The organism is Cryobacterium frigoriphilum (assembly GCF_004403305.1).
Classification (GTDB): domain Bacteria; phylum Actinomycetota; class Actinomycetes; order Actinomycetales; family Microbacteriaceae; genus Cryobacterium; species Cryobacterium frigoriphilum.
Genome location: NZ_SOHE01000053.1, coordinates 208,254 through 224,627, shown reverse-complemented (window position 1 = coordinate 224,627; position 16,374 = coordinate 208,254). Strand labels below are relative to the sequence as shown.

The 16,374-nt window shown below is 66.9% G+C and carries 13 protein-coding genes, 1 tRNA gene and 1 pseudogene; 12 read left to right on the top strand and 3 right to left on the bottom strand.

Going from position 1 to position 16,374, the window contains the following annotated elements:
- Window positions 1-299 precede the first annotated feature (299 nt).
- The 4 genes and pseudogenes from E3T55_RS12825 to E3T55_RS12810 all read left to right on the top strand — a co-directional run bounded on the left by E3T55_RS12825 (window position 300) and on the right by E3T55_RS12810 (window position 3,208).
- A pseudogene (locus E3T55_RS12825) lies at window positions 300-752 on the top strand (prevent-host-death protein).
- A 101-nt stretch (window positions 753-853) separates the two neighbouring features.
- Window positions 854-1,192, top strand: a complete 339-nt coding sequence (locus tag E3T55_RS12820) for a PadR family transcriptional regulator (protein ID WP_134519945.1) — start codon at window positions 854-856, stop codon at window positions 1,190-1,192.
- Window positions 1,192-2,328, top strand: a complete 1,137-nt coding sequence (locus E3T55_RS12815; protein ID WP_134519944.1) for a hypothetical protein — start codon at window positions 1,192-1,194, stop codon at window positions 2,326-2,328. Before E3T55_RS12820 ends, E3T55_RS12815 begins: the two co-directional genes overlap by 1 nt.
- 247 nt (window positions 2,329-2,575) lie before the next feature.
- The gene (locus E3T55_RS12810) at window positions 2,576-3,208 is read left to right on the top strand and encodes an alpha/beta hydrolase (protein ID WP_241993040.1); all 633 of its coding nucleotides are present in this window, start codon (window positions 2,576-2,578) and stop codon (window positions 3,206-3,208) included.
- 63 nt (window positions 3,209-3,271) lie between these two features.
- Here E3T55_RS12810 and E3T55_RS12805 read toward each other — a convergent pair.
- Both E3T55_RS12805 and E3T55_RS12800 read right to left on the bottom strand, forming a co-directional pair.
- A tRNA-Arg gene (locus E3T55_RS12805) sits at window positions 3,272-3,343 on the bottom strand.
- Window positions 3,344-3,367: 24 nt separating this feature from the next.
- Complete coding sequence (locus E3T55_RS12800; protein ID WP_134519942.1) at window positions 3,368-4,024, bottom strand: hypothetical protein; 657 nt, start codon at window positions 4,022-4,024, stop codon at window positions 3,368-3,370.
- A gap of 44 nt (window positions 4,025-4,068) precedes the next feature.
- On the opposite strand from E3T55_RS12800, the gene argS reads away from it, so the two are divergent.
- From argS to prfA, 8 genes are all read left to right on the top strand, one after another.
- Window positions 4,069-5,739: an arginine--tRNA ligase gene (gene argS / locus E3T55_RS12795; RefSeq protein ID WP_134519941.1), complete on the top strand. Its 1,671-nt coding sequence runs from the start codon at window positions 4,069-4,071 to the stop codon at window positions 5,737-5,739.
- Between the two features lie 14 nt (window positions 5,740-5,753).
- The gene (locus tag E3T55_RS12790; protein WP_134519940.1) at window positions 5,754-6,566 is read left to right on the top strand and encodes an LmeA family phospholipid-binding protein; all 813 of its coding nucleotides are present in this window, start codon (window positions 5,754-5,756) and stop codon (window positions 6,564-6,566) included.
- A 147-nt stretch (window positions 6,567-6,713) separates the two neighbouring features.
- On the top strand, window positions 6,714-8,171 hold the full coding sequence (lysA, locus tag E3T55_RS12785; RefSeq protein ID WP_134519939.1) for a diaminopimelate decarboxylase: 1,458 nt from the start codon (window positions 6,714-6,716) through the stop codon (window positions 8,169-8,171).
- Window positions 8,168-9,502 (top strand): homoserine dehydrogenase, encoded by a 1,335-nt coding sequence (locus E3T55_RS12780; protein WP_134519938.1) that lies wholly within the window; start codon window positions 8,168-8,170, stop codon window positions 9,500-9,502. Before lysA ends, E3T55_RS12780 begins: the two co-directional genes overlap by 4 nt.
- Window positions 9,502-10,629 (top strand): threonine synthase, encoded by a 1,128-nt coding sequence (gene thrC, locus E3T55_RS12775; RefSeq protein WP_134519937.1) that lies wholly within the window; start codon window positions 9,502-9,504, stop codon window positions 10,627-10,629. Before E3T55_RS12780 ends, thrC begins: the two co-directional genes overlap by 1 nt.
- The gene (gene thrB, locus E3T55_RS12770) at window positions 10,626-11,606 is read left to right on the top strand and encodes a homoserine kinase (protein WP_134519936.1); all 981 of its coding nucleotides are present in this window, start codon (window positions 10,626-10,628) and stop codon (window positions 11,604-11,606) included. Before thrC ends, thrB begins: the two co-directional genes overlap by 4 nt.
- 481 nt (window positions 11,607-12,087) lie before the next feature.
- Window positions 12,088-14,511 carry a transcription termination factor Rho gene (gene rho / locus E3T55_RS12765; RefSeq protein ID WP_134519935.1) on the top strand — a complete coding sequence of 808 codons (2,424 nt, stop codon included), beginning with the start codon at window positions 12,088-12,090 and terminating at the stop codon, window positions 14,509-14,511.
- Window position 14,512: 1 nt separating this feature from the next.
- A complete protein-coding gene (gene prfA, locus E3T55_RS12760; protein ID WP_134519934.1) occupies window positions 14,513-15,592 on the top strand; it encodes a peptide chain release factor 1 in 1,080 nt (359 codons plus the stop codon).
- A gap of 84 nt (window positions 15,593-15,676) precedes the next feature.
- Here prfA and epsC read toward each other — a convergent pair whose 3' ends face one another.
- Window positions 15,677-16,252 carry a serine O-acetyltransferase EpsC gene (gene epsC, locus E3T55_RS12755; protein ID WP_134519933.1) on the bottom strand — a complete coding sequence of 192 codons (576 nt, stop codon included), beginning with the start codon at window positions 16,250-16,252 and terminating at the stop codon, window positions 15,677-15,679.
- Window positions 16,253-16,374 lie beyond the last annotated feature (122 nt).

The window sequence follows — 16,374 nt, the reverse complement described above, 5'->3', positions numbered from 1 at the left end:
ACAGTGCTCGCCACATGCCGCCGCTGCGCGGTACTAACGCCGCTTCGCGGTAGTTTCGCCGCCGGGTATATGAAGGCTAGGTGAGCTGCGCGGTACTAACGCCGCTGCGCGGTAGGCGCGCCTACCGCGCAGCGGCGTTAGTACCGCGTTGCTCGGCCGAGGGCTATCTGCGGGGCCAGTTGGGTGCCGATACGCGGTAGCTCCGCCGCAGCGCGGTACTTGCGCCGGACCCTCGAATGCCCACTTACAAGGTAACGGAGGTGACGGCCACGAAGCGTCGATAGTGCCTGGACTTCCGAATGCATTCCGATCACGATGCTGGCCTGACTCTGATCAACGACCCTCGCACCACGACTCGGCGCTCATCGGACCTGAGTAAGCACTCGGCCGACGTGTTCGCCGAGGCTGAGGATCACACTGTGCAGATCACGCGTCGCGACGGTGAGCCGCTGGTGCTGACGTCGCAGCGCGAGGCCGACGCCCGGGCTGCACTTCTGCAGTTCGCAGCAGACCTCATCACTGTCACCCTCGATGACGAGGGCACGCTCGCATCGAGAATGGCCGACCGATTCCAGTGGATGCTGGCGTTATCGCCGAGGGATCAGGCACAGTGTGCTCAGAATCTCGTCAACGCTGCTCGAGCGTCGTTCGCTACAGGATAGTCGCACCTCGCCATCGCCGAGCTGACCTCGTGGCGAGAAACTGCTACCGCGATCGCGGCCGGCCTGACGAACCGTACGCCCTTGGCCTGAAGTACCCCGTCCCGAGGCTGAACCTCGCGGCGCGGGGTTTGTGTCTCGGTGGCGCTGGGCGGTGACCTCTATCTCTATATATGTAGTGATAGTGTCAGGCCATGGTTCCTCTCAGCCGTGTTACTCCGGCCACCGTCGATGTGCTGAACGCGTTGCTCAATGGCGAGGCTCCCATCTGGGGGCTGCTCGTCGTGAAACAGACGAGTCGCCCTGCAGGCAGCGTGTATCCCATTTTGGAGCGCCTGGAAGGATCAGGCTGGGTGACGTCGGAGTGGGAGGACGATTCCGAACGGACCGGCCCCCGCCGACGCCTGTACGAGCTGACTTCGGACGGAGCGGCAGCGGCCAGGGAAATCGTGGCCACGGCTGAATCGCGAAGTCGGGCACGGGTAGCCCGCGTCGTCGCTGCTCCCAACGGGATCGCGGCTGGTGCCTCCTGATGAATAACGATGTGATTCTTCGTGTCCTTGCGCTGATGCTGCCGCGCGCCGTCCGCGCCCGCTATCTGGAGGAATGGCGGGCAGATTCCTTTGCCGCGGCAGATGCCGGCCTCCGGCGGCGCGACATCGTTCGCGGTGCCGCAGCGCTTACCGTGACGATTGACCGCGACCTGCCCGCGAACACTGATGAGCCGCGCGGCGCAGTGCCGCGCCGTCTCGCGCGCCGCGGGCTCGGTCTCTTCGCTGCTGCGGCGGTTGTTCTCGCAGGGGCGTGGCTTACTAATGGTGGAATCCTGCCGGAAGGGCCCAGCACCTCCCCGCAGGCGCTTGACGCACTCAACACGGTTGCGTGGATCAGCCTTCGCCTTGCGATGCTGGCGATCTTGGTCGGCGTGCTGTACTTCGGCCGGGCTGCGATCATGGCTCGAACAACACTTGCCAGAACGGCCGCGGCAGCTGCCATGACGGGCCCGATCACAATCGCTCTTGCCGTTACCTTCGATCCCCACTGGACTGTGCTGCTGGCCGGCATTGTCCTGTCAGCATTCGGGTTCGCTGCCGGACTCGCTGTGGTCACCGGGCCGTCCCCGCTGTCACTGGAACGGCGGGTAGCGAGCTGGTCGGTACGGCTCCCCGCCGCAATGCTGGGGGCTGTTGTTGTTGCCCTGATTCTCGTCATTGGCGCGGTCGACCTCCTGGTGTGGAACCCGCAGACACAAGTGCCGGGGCTGAGTCTCCACGCCATCTACGCGCAGATGAGTGAAGTCGATCAGTTCAGCCAATCGACGGCGCTGGTGCAGGTGACGCTGTGGGCGGCGCTCTGGGGCGGTTTAGCGGCGGCTGTTGTATTCCGCGCGGCTCGACGGAGTCAGACATGGATGACACCGAGACGAGTGTCGATCTTGTTGCTGGCCATCATCGGCGGCGCAGTCTTCTTCCGCTTCTTTGCGGGGTTCAGTATTGGGATGTCGATAGCTGACACCTTCAGGACGACCGGCGCCAATACGTCGATCGTTTCTGCCGTCCTGCCGTATGTCGGTCAATTCGCTCTGGCGACTGCAGCCGTACTCTCAGGATGGGCCCCCAAGATTCACAATGCCAACACCTCCGAGGCACGTGACGTTGCGGTCGCCTAGACCCACTCGGACGGTCACCGCGACTGAGATCACTCCTCACCGTCTGGTCCCGGTTCGGTGGTATGGACCTTCACCAATCGACCGATCGACGCGCGGGCCCACCGTGCTGTGGCTTCATGGAGGAGGCTTTTTCAGAGGCAGTCTCGATCAACCCGAAGCGCATGCCGTCGCAGAGTCACTTGCCCAACACGGGTTGTCTGTCGCGACAGTGGGCTACCGACTCGCCCCGCCTCCGGGCGCGAGCTGGATGAAAACACGCGCAGGCATCCCCAGGGGGCGCTTCCCGGTGCCACTCGATGATGTGCTCGCCGCGTACCGCATTGTGCGCGCTCAGTCGCCACGCGGAGTGATCCTGGGAGGTGCAAGCGCCGGAGCGTGTCTCGCCGCAGCAGCAACGCTCGGCGCGATCGATGAAGGGCTGCCTCCCGTCGGTGTCGTTCTCACCTATGGGTTCTTCCACGCAGTGCACCGCCGAACAGAAGATGTTCAGCAACGGGCGACGGGTCACCGCCGGATCACTCACTCCGTGTGGGCGCTGAACGCGATGAACCGCAACTATGCCGGTTCGCAGGCCGAACTTGCCAACAGGCTCGCCTTCCCTGGCGGCCACGATGTGCATCAGTTTCCAAGGACTCTCTCCATCAACGCGGAGAAGGACAATATGCGCGCATCCGGTGACACATTTGCCGCAGAACTCTCTGGTCATGGCGTCGACGTGCAGCACCACGTTCTGCTGGGCACTCGGCACGCATTTCTCAACAGACCCGGCAATGACGCGTTTGCGACAGCCGTTTCAGTGATCGCCGAGTGGAGTCTTTCGAGAATAGCTCCGATCGGCGAGCGCAAATCAAGTGTGGGCACGCCCTGGTCGCGAGACTGAAAGTTCCGGTCCGCTCAAGTGCTAAATGTTGCTCTGATCAGGAGTTCTGCGGCGGAAATAGTGTGCCCCCAGGCAGATTCGAACTGCCGCCCCTGCCTCCGGAGGGCAGTGCTCTATCCCCTGAGCTATGGGGGCCAGGGAAGTTACAACGATACCAGCTTAGGGCAGGTGTGAGATCACCGCGGCCATCAGGCCTTGAGTATCGCCGGGCTCGAAGAAGTCGACCGACTGCATCGTGACCCAGTAGGTGTCGGTGAAGATTTGCGCCTCGCCGACGCCGTCGATCGAGGCGAAGAAGCCCTCAACGGCCGGAGCGTCGCCGTAGGTCGGTACCGGCTGGCTCTGCGCCACGGCGGCGTCGTACATCTGGTTGCGCAGCACCTCGTTCGGCGCGGCGATGCCGATCGAAATGATGTCACCACTTGATTGGTTCATGATTCCGCAGGCGAGACCGTCGTATTCCACGGCGGTCGCGGCGTCGCTGCCGGCCTCGGGTGAGTAATCGGGGGCGGTGCCGTAGTTCGAGTTGAACGCGTACACGTCGTCGGGGGTGAGTGCCTCGTCGCACTCGAGGGCGACGGTGGTCCCGGCCGGGGTTGCCGTGGGGGAGGGGGTCGCAGACGGCGCAGCCGACTCGGCGGGAGCATCCGTCGCCTGGGCCGACGACGTCGACGACGGCGACTCGGATGCGGCGGGGTCGGAATCGGCCGAGCAGCCGACGAGCGCGAGCAGCGCGACGGCCCCGCCGGCCAGAACGAGGCCGGAACGCAGCCGAGGAGCACGGGCAGGGGCGGGGAAGACGCGGAAGTGAGTCACGCTTTGACCCTACCAACAGGGGGTGGCCGGTAGGATCGTGCTACGTGACTCCTGCCGAACTTTCCCAGTCCCTTTTTGACCTCGTCAACCAGGTCAGCGAGCGACGCCGCGACGCCGACGCACCCGTCCTCGGTCTGACCGTTGCCGACGTGGTGCTCGACCGTCCGCGCAACCGCGACCACGGCGACTGGGCCTCGAGCATTGCGCTCAAGATCGCCAAGCCTCTCGGCGCCTCACCGCGCGACATCGCCGCCGAACTCGCCGCCGGCCTCGAAGCGCTGCCCGACGTCGCGAGCGTCGAGGTCGCCGGCCCCGGATTCATCAACATCCGCCTCGAGGCCGCCGCCGCCGGCGCGCTCGCGCAGACGATCGTCGAGAAAGCGGATGCCTACGGCACCGGCACCCTCTACGCCGGCATCAAGATCAACCTCGAGTTCGTCTCCGCGAACCCGACCGGCCCGATCCACATGGGCGGCGTGCGCTGGGCGGCCGTGGGCGACAGCCTGGCCCGCGTGCTGCAGGCCGAGGGCGCATCCGTCACCCGCGAGTATTACTTCAACGACCATGGATCGCAGATCGACCGCTTCGCCCGCAGCGTGCTCGCGAGCTACCTCGGCGAACCGACCCCCGACGACGGCTACGGCGGAGCGTACATCGGCGACATCGCCGCGACCGTCGTCGCCCAGTACGACGGCGACATCGCAGCCCTGCCGCGCGACGAACAGCAGGAAGTCTTTCGCTCCATCGGCGTCGACCTCATGTTCACCGAGATCAAAGAGAAACTGCACGGCTTCGGCGTCGACTTCGACGTGTATTTCCACGAAGACTCGCTGCACGAGTCCGGTGCCGTCACCCGGGCCATCGACCGCCTGCGCGAACTCGGCCACATCTTCGAAGCGGATGGCGCCATCTGGCTGCGTACCACGACCTTCGGCGACGATCGCGACCGGGTCATCATTCGCTCGAACGGCGAACCGGCCTACATCTCGGGCGACCTCGGCTACTACCTCGACAAGCGCGAGCGCGGCTTCGACCAGAACCTGATCATGCTCGGCGCCGACCACCACGGCTACATCGGCCGCATGATGGCGATGTGCCAGGCCTTCGGCGACGAGCCGGGCGTCAACCTGCAGATTCTGATCGGCCAGATGGTCAACCTGCTGAAAGACGGCGAACCCGTGCGCATGTCCAAGCGGGCCGGCACCATCGTGACCCTCGATGACCTCGTCGACGCCGTGGGCGTCGACGCCGGCCGCTACTCGCTCGTGCGCTCCTCGAGCGACTCGCAGCTCGACATCGACCTCGACCTGCTCGGCAAGCACACCAACGAAAACCCCGTCTTCTACGTGCAGTACGCCCACGCCCGCACCTCGGCCGTGGCCCGCAACGCGGCCGCCTCGGGAGTGGACCGCAGCGCCTTCACCCCGGAGCTGCTCGTGCACGACAGCGAATCGGCGCTGCTCGGCGTGCTGCAGGAATACCCGCGCATCGTCGCCCAGGCCGCCGAGCTGCGCGAGCCGCACCGCATCGCCCGCTACATCGAAGAGGTCGCCGGCTACTACCACCGCTGGTACGACAACTGCCGGGTGATTCCGCTCGGCGAAGAACCCGTCACCGATCTGCACCGCACCCGCCTCTGGCTCAACGACGCGACCGGTCAGGTGATCCGCAATGGCCTCGGCCTGCTCGGCGTCGCCGCGCCGGAACGCATGTAAGGAAGACCCGACTGATGACGATCGAGCCCGCCGCCGCCGACCCGACCCCCGAACCGGCCCGCGAACCGCGCCGCAAGCGCGGCCGCGGTCGCACCGGTGGTCTCATCATCTTCGGCGTGCTGCTGCTGATGCTCGTCGGCGCGTTCTTTCTCGTTGATGCCGGCGCCCGGTCGTTCGCCCAGGGCGAGGCCGAGAAGCAGATCAGCGAGTCGCTGCCGGCCTCGGTGACCGGCGACGTGACCGTGGACATCGGCGGCGTCTCGGTGATCGCCCAGTTCATCGCCGGCAGCTTCGACCAGATCGAGCTGACGGCTCCGGACCTCGTGGCCGACGGGGTGCCGGCATCCGTTCACGTCGTGGCACGGGATGTCCCCACCAACACCGCAAAGTACATCGGCAACGTCGAGGCCACCCTCGACTTCGACCAAGCGGCCCTCAACTCTCTGATTCAGAGCGCCGGAACCGCCGCCGGCACCGAACTGACCCTCGGCGACGGTGACGCGACCTACGGCGGCACGCTCTCGCTCGCCGGCTTCGAGGTGGGCTACACCGCGACCGCCACCCCGTCGGCCGCCGGCGACTCGCTCGTCTTCACCCCCACGAGCGCGGAGGTGACGAGTGACCTCGGCAGCGCCGACGTGAGCGGTGTCGTCGACCTCGTGCTCGGTCAGCAGCCGATTGCCGTGTGCGTGGCGCAATATCTGCCACAGGGCGTCACGATGACCGGCGTCGATGTGACGCCGGAGCGGGCGCGCATTACGCTGGAGTCCAGCACGCTCACGCTCACCGCGCAGTCACTCACCACCCTGGGTTCCTGCGCCGCCTGATTTTCGCGCCCGCACCCGGGTTCGCTAGATTAGCCATAGCCAGCCTCTGTTCGCGCAGTGCGCCGCGCTGCCCGCACCACCGGCTTCAGGGACCAATCCGGGTTCGCTCGCTGAGACATCCACTCGACTCTCGTGAGGTATTCACCCGTGTCCACCAACCCTCTTGCCCCCGAATGGCTCCGTGAGCCCACCGATGCCAACGCGCTCGCGAACGGCCTCTGGCCGGCCTCAACGACCCGCAACAGCGCCGGAGAGTTGATGATCGGCGGCCTCGCCGCCACCGACCTCGCCGCCGAATTCGGTACGCCGCTCTACGTCATCGATGAAACGGATGCCCGCACCCGCGCCGCCGATCTGCGCGCCACCTTCGAGCGCGAGTTTGCTCGCGTCGGCACCACCGTCGGCATCTACTACGCGGGTAAGGCCTTTCTGTCGATCGAGGTCGCTCGCTGGATGGCCGAAGCCGGCCTCAACATCGACATCTGCAGCGGCGGAGAACTCGCCGTGGCCCTCGCGGCCGGTGTCGACCCTGGCCGGCTCGGCTTTCACGGCAACAACAAGTCCCTCGCCGAGATCGACGAGGCCGTTCGAATGGGCATCGGCTCGATCGTCGTCGACAGCGCCATCGAAATCGACCGCATCGCTGCGGCGGCGACCCGCCACGGCCGGGTGCAGTCCGTGCGCCTGCGCGTCAACAGCGGGGTGCACGCGCACACCCACGAATTTCTCGCCACCGCGCACGAAGACCAGAAGTTCGGCATCACCCTCGAGAACGCTCCGACCCTCGTCGCGGCGATTCGAGCCGAGCCTGCCTTACGCTTTCTCGGCCTGCACTGCCACATCGGCTCGCAGATCTTCGGTACCGACGGCTTCGCCGAATCGGCCAGCCGCCTGCTCGGCGTGCATGCCGCCCTGCTCGAAGGCGGCCCGGTGCCCGAGCTGAACCTCGGCGGCGGCTTCGGCATCGCCTATGTCGACTCCGATACGCCCTCGACCCTCGCCGAGCTCGCCACCCGCCTCGCCGACATCGTCGCGGCCGGCTGCGCCGAACGCGGCATTCCGCTGCCGCGAATCGCCTTCGAACCGGGCCGGGTCATCATCGGACCGGCCGGCCTCACGCTGTACTCGGTCGGAACGACGAAGGCCGTCGAGGTCGCCGGGGCCGCGGCATCCGTCTCAGCGCCCGCCACCTCGAGTACGCGCCTGTATGTCAGCGTCGACGGCGGAATGAGCGACAACGTGCGCCCCGCACTGTACGGTGCCGACTACGCCGTGCGCCTGGCCAACCGGGTCTCGGCCGCGCAGCCCGCGCTCGTGCGCATCGCCGGCAAGCACTGTGAGAGCGGCGACATCGTCGTGAACGCCGACTACCTGCCAGGCGACGTCGCCCCCGGCGACCTCGTTGCCGTGCCGGCCACCGGTGCGTACTGCTGGTCACTCTCCAACAACTACAACTACCAGGGCCGCGCACCCGTCATCGCGGTGAAGAGCGCGTCGGCACGGGTGCTCGTTCGCGGCGAGACGATCGCCGATCTGCTCGCCCGCGACACCGGCGCGCTCGTTTCGACGACTGCGGCCATCAGCCCGAAGGACACCTCACGATGATCGAATACCGCAATCTGCGCGTCGCCCTGCTCGGCGGCGGAACCGTGGGTGCCCAGGTCGCCCGCCTGATGCTCGAACAGGCCGACGAGATGGCCAGCCGGGTCGGCGCGAGCCTCGAGCTGGTCGGCATCGCGGTGCGTGACGTCGACGCGCAGCGCAGCGTCGACCTGCCGCACGAGCTCTTCACGACGGATGCCGAATCCCTCATTCTCGGAGCCGACATCGTGATAGAGCTGATGGGCGGCATCGAGCCGGCCCGCAGTTACATTCTGCTCGCGATCAACTCCGGCGCCGACGTGGTGACCGCGAACAAGGCGCTGCTGGCCGAGCACGGCCCCGAACTGTTCGCCGCCGCCGACCAGGTCGGCGCGCAGCTGAACTACGAGGCCGCGGTCGCCGGGGCCATCCCGATCGTGCGTCCGCTGCGCGACAGCCTCGCCGGCGACCGCGTCAAGCGCATCCTCGGCATCGTCAACGGCACCACCAACTTCATCCTCGACCGGATGGATACCGAGGGCGACACCCTCGAGCAGGCCCTTGCCATGGCCACCGACCTCGGCTACGCCGAAGCCGATCCGACCGCCGACATCGGCGGCTATGACGCCGCTCAGAAGGCGGCCCTGCTCGCGAGCCTGGCCTTTCACACTCCGGTACCACTGGCATCCGTCTACCGCGAAGGCATCACCGAGGTCACGCCAGAGCAGATCGCCTCGGCCCGCAAGGCCGGCTACGTCGTGAAGCTGCTCGCGATCTGCGAGCGCCTCACCGACGGTACCGGCCAGGAGGGCGTCTCCGCCCGCGTCTACCCGGCCATGGTGCATCGCAGTCACCCGCTCGCGAGCGTGCACGGAGCCAACAATGCGGTCTTCGTCGAGGCCGAGTCGGCCGGCAGCCTCATGTTCTACGGCGCCGGCGCCGGGGGAGTGGAAACCGCCTCCGCGGTGCTCGGCGACCTCGTCTCCATCGCCCGTCGGCACGTCGTCGGCGGCCCCGGCTTCGCGGCCAGCAACCATGCTGCGATGCCGATTCTCTCGATCAACACGGTCATCACCCGCTACGTCGTGACCCTCGAGGTGACGGATGCCACGGGCGTGCTGGCCACGGTCGCCAAGGTTTTCAGCGATCACCACGTCTCCCTCGCGCTCGTGGAGCAGTCCATGACGCCAGCTCTGCCGGGCACAGCGAGTCGCGCGGCCGTGTCGGCCACGACTACCCTTGTGATCGGAACCCACGAAGCGACGGAAGCCGCCCTGGCCGCAACCGTGCGCGATCTGTCCACGAACCACGTCGTCACCGGCGTCACATCCGTTTTGAGAGTTGAAGGAGTCTGATGACCAGCCAGATCGTGCCGTCACGCCAGTCCACCCCGTCCGCCCTGATCCAGAACCGGCAGTGGCGCGGCGTGCTGCGTGAATACGCCGACCGTCTGAACATCAGCGACGCGACCCCCATCATCACCCTCGGTGAGGGCGGCACCCCGCTCATTCCCGCCCCGGCGCTGTCACACCGCACCGGTGCCAAGGTCTGGATCAAGTTCGAGGGCATGAACCCGACCGGCTCCTTCAAGGACCGCGGCATGACCATGGCCATCTCGAAGGCCATGGAAGACGGCGCGAAGGCCGTCATCTGCGCCTCCACCGGCAACACCTCCGCCTCGGCCGCCGCCTATGCGACCCACGCCGGCATCACCGCGGCCGTCCTCGTGCCCGAGGGCAAGATCGCGATGGGCAAGCTCAGCCAGGCCGTCGCCCACAACGCTCAGCTGCTGCAGGTGCAGGGCAACTTCGACGACTGCCTCGACATCGCCCGCGACCTCGCCGCGAACTACCCGGTGCACCTGGTCAACTCGGTCAACCCCGACCGCATCGAAGGTCAGAAGACCGCCGCGTTCGAGGTCGTCGAAGTGCTCGGTGACGCCCCCGACTTTCACTTCGTGCCCGTCGGCAACGCCGGCAACTACACCGCCTACCACCGCGGCTACCGCGAAGAGGTCGAGCGCGGCGCCACCACCAAGCTGCCCCGCATGTTCGGGTTTCAGGCCGCCGGCAGTGCGCCGATCGTGCTCGGCCACCGCGTCGACAACCCCGACACCATCGCGAGCGCCATCCGCATCGGCAACCCCGCCTCGTGGGACTTCGCCCTCGCCGCCCGAGCCGACAGCGACGGCTATTTCGGCGCCATCACCGACGAGAAGATCCTCGAGGCGCACCGCATCCTCTCTGCCGAGGTCGGAATCTTCGTCGAGCCGGCCTCCGCAATCGGGGTTGCCGGGCTGCTGGAACGCGCCGAAGCCGGATTGATCCCGGCCGGGGCATCCGTCGTCATCACCGTCACCGGTCACGGACTGAAGGATCCGGGCTGGGCGCTGCGCACCGCCGACGGATCCGACGTCACCCCGACGATCGTTCCGGTCGACACCGCCGAGATCGCTGCCGTGCTCGGCCTGGCCAAGGCATGATCAGCACCGACGGCTTGCCTGCGGTCGCCCTGCCGGTCGGCCGGGCGGTGACCGTTCAGGTTCCGGCGACGACCGCGAACCTCGGACCCGGCTTTGACACCCTCGGTCTCGCTCTGGCCAAGTACGATCACCTCGAGGTGACCGTGCGGGCCGAACCCGGCGTGCTCGTCGAGGTGCACGGAGTCGGCGAAGGCGAGGTACCCACCGACGAGAGCAACCTTGTCGTGCGCGCGATCGCTCACACCTTCGCCGCCTATGCCGTGCCAATGCCCGGCCTCAGTATCGTCGCGCAGAACGTGATCCCGCACGGCCGCGGCCTCGGCTCGTCCGGTGCCGCGATCGTCTCGGGCATCATGGCCGCGAAGGGGCTGCTCGAGGGCATCGTCGAGATCGACTCCGAAGCACTGCTGGTGCTCGCGACCGAGATGGAGGGGCACCCGGACAACGTGGCGCCCGCCCTGTTCGGCGGCCTGACCATTGCCTGGATGACGCCGGAAGGCCCGCGTCACAAGAAGCTCATGGTGCACCGCGGCGTCAAGCCGCTCGTTTTCGTGCCGGAACACGTCATGTCGACCGCGCTGGCGCGCAGCCTGCAGCCCGTGTCGGTGCCGCACGCCGACGCCGTCTTCAACCTGTCCCGCTCGGCGCTGTTGATCGCCGCGATGATTCAGAGCCCCGAGCTACTGCTCGCAGCCACGGAAGACAAGCTGCACCAGAACTACCGCGCGGCGGCGATGCCTGAAACGAACCGGCTCATCACGCTGCTGCGGGACCACGGTTTTGCCGCGGTCGTCTCCGGTGCCGGCCCGTCGATTTTGGTGCTCGCGAGCGACCCGGGGCAGCGGCGCGTGGCCGCTGACCTCGTTGCGGCCGAGTCAGAGACCCCGTGGCGCGCGCTCATGCTCGCCGTGGATTTTCAGGGCGCCACCGTCGCGCCCCTGGTCGAGGCCGTCGCGACGGCCGATACCGCCGCCTGACCCGCGAACTCCGCCCGTACCATTCGACGGAGTTCGGTGCCGCATGGCGACCCTCGAGCCCAAGAACGGTGATTTGAGCGCCAATCTCCGTCGAATGGTACGCGCCCGAACGCGGGCAGCGATGCGGGCGACGGATGTGGCCGCATCCGTCGCCCGGTACGGCCCGCCCGGCGGCTTGCCGTCGGAACCGCCACGAGTAGAACCACCTGACTTCACTCGGGTCGACCTCGCGCGTCGGTAGGCTCCACGTTCGGTGGGGTGCTAGTGTTATTGCTGCACCCGATAGAAAGCGCCCCGCGCGTAACCTCTTCTCCGGTGCATTCCCTGTAACTCACTGCTATCGCGCCATTCGTGCGTGGCTGTGTGTGTTTACACCAGTCCCCGTTCATCCTTACCGGACTGGTTCACCCGCAGCGCGTATGTCGCTGCACACATCTCTCCTGGACTGCATTTCTGGCAGCAGGGGAAAGGAACTCACTTCGTGACCGACGTCAACACCCGCACCACTGGTACGGATATCACCACCCCCCGCCTCGCAACCCTGCGCGTGGCCGAGCTGCAAGCTCTCGCCACCTCGCTGGGACTGCAGAGCGCCAAGATGCGCAAGGGCGAACTCGTGCAGGCCATCACCGACCTGCAGGCCCGCAACTCCGCCCCCGAAGCGGATGCCGCACCCACGCTCGCTGCACCGGTCGAAGCCGCACCGGCTGAAGCCGCACCGGCTGAAGCCGCACCGGTTGACGCTGCGCCCCTCGAAGTCGAGGCAGCCATCGTGACCGCTCCGCGTAAGCGCGCACCGCGTCGTGCGAGCAGCGCTACCGCAGCTCCCGCCAAGGCCCACGTCAACGCCGAGGGGCTGGCCGGACTCGGCCTGCTGCTGCCCGAGGCCAAGTCGACCGCACCGTCAACGCCGCCGGCAGCCACCGTCAGCACGGTGTCCACCGACGACACCGGATCCGCCGCGAACACCGTGGTGGCCGAGCCCGCATCGAGCGCGGAGCCCGAGGCATCCGTCGCGACCGAGAAGCCGACCCGCACGTCACGTAAGCGTGGCGTTCGCGTGGCACCGGTCGACCTCGCTGACGCGCCGGCCGTGGTGGAGACCACCGCGGATTCCGCGACCGACGAGACCGCCGAGCCGAACAACAACCGGTCGTCGAACCGCAACGCCCGCCGCGACGAAGCCCGACGCGATGCCGCCGCCCGCGACGATGCGAACGCTGCCGATTCGGCCGACGATCGCGATGGCGATTCTGATGACTCCGACAACACGGCCGACCAGCCGCGTCAGGGCCGCAGCCGCAGCCGCAGCCGCGGGGGAGACCGCGCGCAGAACACCGAGCGCCCGCAGACGAACGATCGTCAGAACGGTGCCGACCGCACCGAAGACGGCGCACGCCAGCAGTCCTCACGTCAGACGCGTAACCAGAACCAGAATCAGGACCGCGCGCAGAACGACCGCACTCAGGGCAACGACCGCAATCAGAACACCGATCGCAACCAGGCCCAGAACGATCGCCAGAACGACCGCAACCAGGACCGCAACCAGAACGACCGCAACCAGGGCCAGGAGCGCAACCTGGCGCCCGACCGCAACCAGGGCCCGGACCGCGGCCAGAACGAGCGCGGCCAGGACCGCAACGGCCCCGACGACGAGTTCGGTGGCCGTGGCAGCCGCAACCGCTACCGGGACCGCAAGCGCCGCGGACCGGCGACCGGTGACGACTTCGAACCCGAGGTGGGCGACGACGACGTACTGATTCCGGTTGCCGGAATCCTTGACGTACTCGACAACTACGCCTTCGTGCGCACCTCGGGCTACCTGCCCGGCGCCGGCGACGTCTACGTGTCGCTCGGCCAGGTCAAGAAGTACAACCTGCGCAAGGGTGACGCCGTCGTTGGCTCCATCCGTCAGCCGCACGAGGGCGACCAGTCAGGTCGCCAGAAGTACAACGCGATCGTCAAGGTCGACTCCATCAACGGTCTGACCGTCGAAGAGGCCGCGACCCGGGTCGAGTTCCAGAAGCTGACCCCGCTGTACCCGCAGGAGCGCCTGCGCCTCGAGACCGAACCGGGCAAGCTCACGCAGCGCATCATCGACCTCGTCGCCCCGATCGGCAAGGGCCAGCGCGGCCTGATCGTCGCGCCGCCGAAGGCCGGCAAGACCATCGTCATGCAGCAGATCGCGAACGCGATCGCGACGAACAACCCCGAGGTTCACCTCATGGTCGTTCTCGTCGACGAGCGTCCCGAAGAGGTCACCGACATGCAGCGCACGGTCAAGGGTGAGGTCATCGCCTCGACCTTCGACCGTCCCGCCGAAGACCACACCACCGTCGCCGAACTCGCCATCGAGCGCGCCAAGCGCCTCGTGGAACTCGGCCACGACGTGGTCGTGCTGCTTGACTCCATCACCCGCCTCGGCCGTGCCTACAACCTGGTCGCTCCGGCCTCGGGCCGTATCCTCTCCGGTGGTGTCGACGCCGCGGCGCTCTACCCGCCGAAGCGTTTCTTCGGGGCCGCCCGCAACATCGAGAACGGTGGCTCGCTCACCATTCTCGCCTCCGCGCTCGTGGAGACCGGTTCCAAGATGGACGAGGTCATCTTCGAGGAGTTCAAGGGCACCGGCAACATGGAACTGCGTCTGTCGCGCCACCTCGCCGACAAGCGCATCTTCCCCGCGGTCGATGTCAACGCATCCGGTACCCGCCGTGAAGAAATGCTGATGAGCGCCGACGAGGTCAAGGTCACCTGGAAGCTGCGACGCGCCCTCGCCGGGCTCGAGCAGCAGCAGGCCCTCGAGCTCATTCTCGGTCGTCTCAAGGAGACCTCCTCCAACGTTGAATTCCTGATGCAGGTACAGAAGTCGATGCCGACCCCGAACGGGTCAGACAAGGACCACTAAATTGTTCGAGTCTGTTGACACCCTGCTGGCCGAGCACGATGAGTTGCAGAGCCAGCTGGGTGACCCGGAGTTGCACGCCAACCCGGCACGATCGAAAAAGGTCAACCGGCGTTATGCCGAGCTGAGCCGTATCATCGCGTCGTACAACGAGTGGCGTGAGGTTGAAGACAACCTCGAGGCCGCCCGTGAGCTTGCGGCGGAGGACCCGTCTTTCGCCGAGGAGATTCCCGCTCTCACGGAACAGTTCGACACGACGGCCGAAAAGCTGCGCCGCTTGCTGATTCCGCGCGACCCGCTCGATGCCCGTGACGTGATCATGGAAATCAAGATGGGGGAGGGTGGGGCCGAATCGGCGCTGTTCGCCGCCGATCTGCTGCGCATGTACCTGCACTACGCCGAGTCCCGCCGCTGGAAAACCGAGATCATCGAGCAGACCACGAGCGACCTCGGTGGCATCAAGGACATCCAGCTCGCGATCAAGGGCTCGTCGAGCGACCCTGCCGAGGGGGTGTGGGCGCACCTGAAGTACGAGGGTGGCGTGCACCGGGTACAGCGCGTACCGGCGACCGAGTCGCAGGGACGCATTCACACCTCGGCGGCCGGCGTGCTCGTCTTTCCCGAGGTCGATGAGCCCGAAGAGGTCGAGATCAACGCGAACGACCTCAAGATCGACGTCTACCGTTCGAGTGGCCCCGGCGGGCAGTCCGTCAACACGACCGACTCCGCGGTGCGCATCACCCACCTTCCCACCGGAATCGTGGTCGCGATGCAGAACGAGAAGTCGCAGCTGCAGAACAAGGAAGCCGGCATGCGCGTGTTGCGCGCCCGGGTTCTGGCCCGCCAGCAGGAGGAGATCGATGCCGCAGCGAGCCTGGTCCGTAAGGGCCAGATTCGTACGATGGACCGCTCAGAGCGCATCCGCACGTACAACTTTCCGGAGAACCGCATCGCGGATCACCGCACGGGGTACAAGGCGTACAACCTCGACCAGGTCATGAACGGTGCCCTGCAGCCCGTCGTGGAATCCTGCATCCATCAGGATGAAGAGGCACGGCTCGCTGAGATCGGCGACCACGAGTAACCGACTCGCCCCACACGGGAGTCACCACAGACCGCTGGCCCGTCACAACACTGTTGTGGCGGGCCAGCGGTCTACGTGTCTCGGTTAGGGCAGCAGGTTTCCGCCACGGGCATGCTCCGCCGTCTCCGGCTTGGCCGGGCGGGCCTGCGCGGGAATGCCGACGAGCAGCGAGCTCGGCGGTGCATCCTTGGTGACGACCGCGTTCGCCCCGATCGTGCTCCAGGCCCCGATCGTGATCGGACCCAGCACCTTCGCACCGGCGCCCACCGTGACGCCGTCTTCGAGGGTCGGATGCCGTTTCTCACCGCGGGCCACCCCGTGGCGGCTCGTGCCGCCCAGGGTGACCGCGTGGTACAGCATGACGTCGTCGCCGAGTTCTGCGGTCTCGCCGATCACGACGCCCATGCCGTGATCGATGAACAACCGACGTCCGATGGTGGCCCCCGGATGGATCTCAATTCCGGTCAGAAACCGGGAGAACTGCGACAGCAGCCGCGCCGGAAGGCGCAGGCCATGCCGCCACAGCCGGTTGGTGAGCCGATAGGTCCAGACGGCGTGCAGCCCGCTGTAGGCGAGAAACACCTCCGTATTACTGCGCGCGGCCGGGTCGTGCGTGCGCGCCGCCGCCACATCCTCACGGATGCGCGAGAAGACTCCCATGGTCAGGTTCTGCCGATCGTCGTGGTCGGACCCGGCTGCGCTGGTCGTGTCCTGGTACAGCAGCCGGATGGTGCGGGTCGTGCCTGATGCAAATGTCTGCGCTGCGGGTCTGGTCGAGCAGG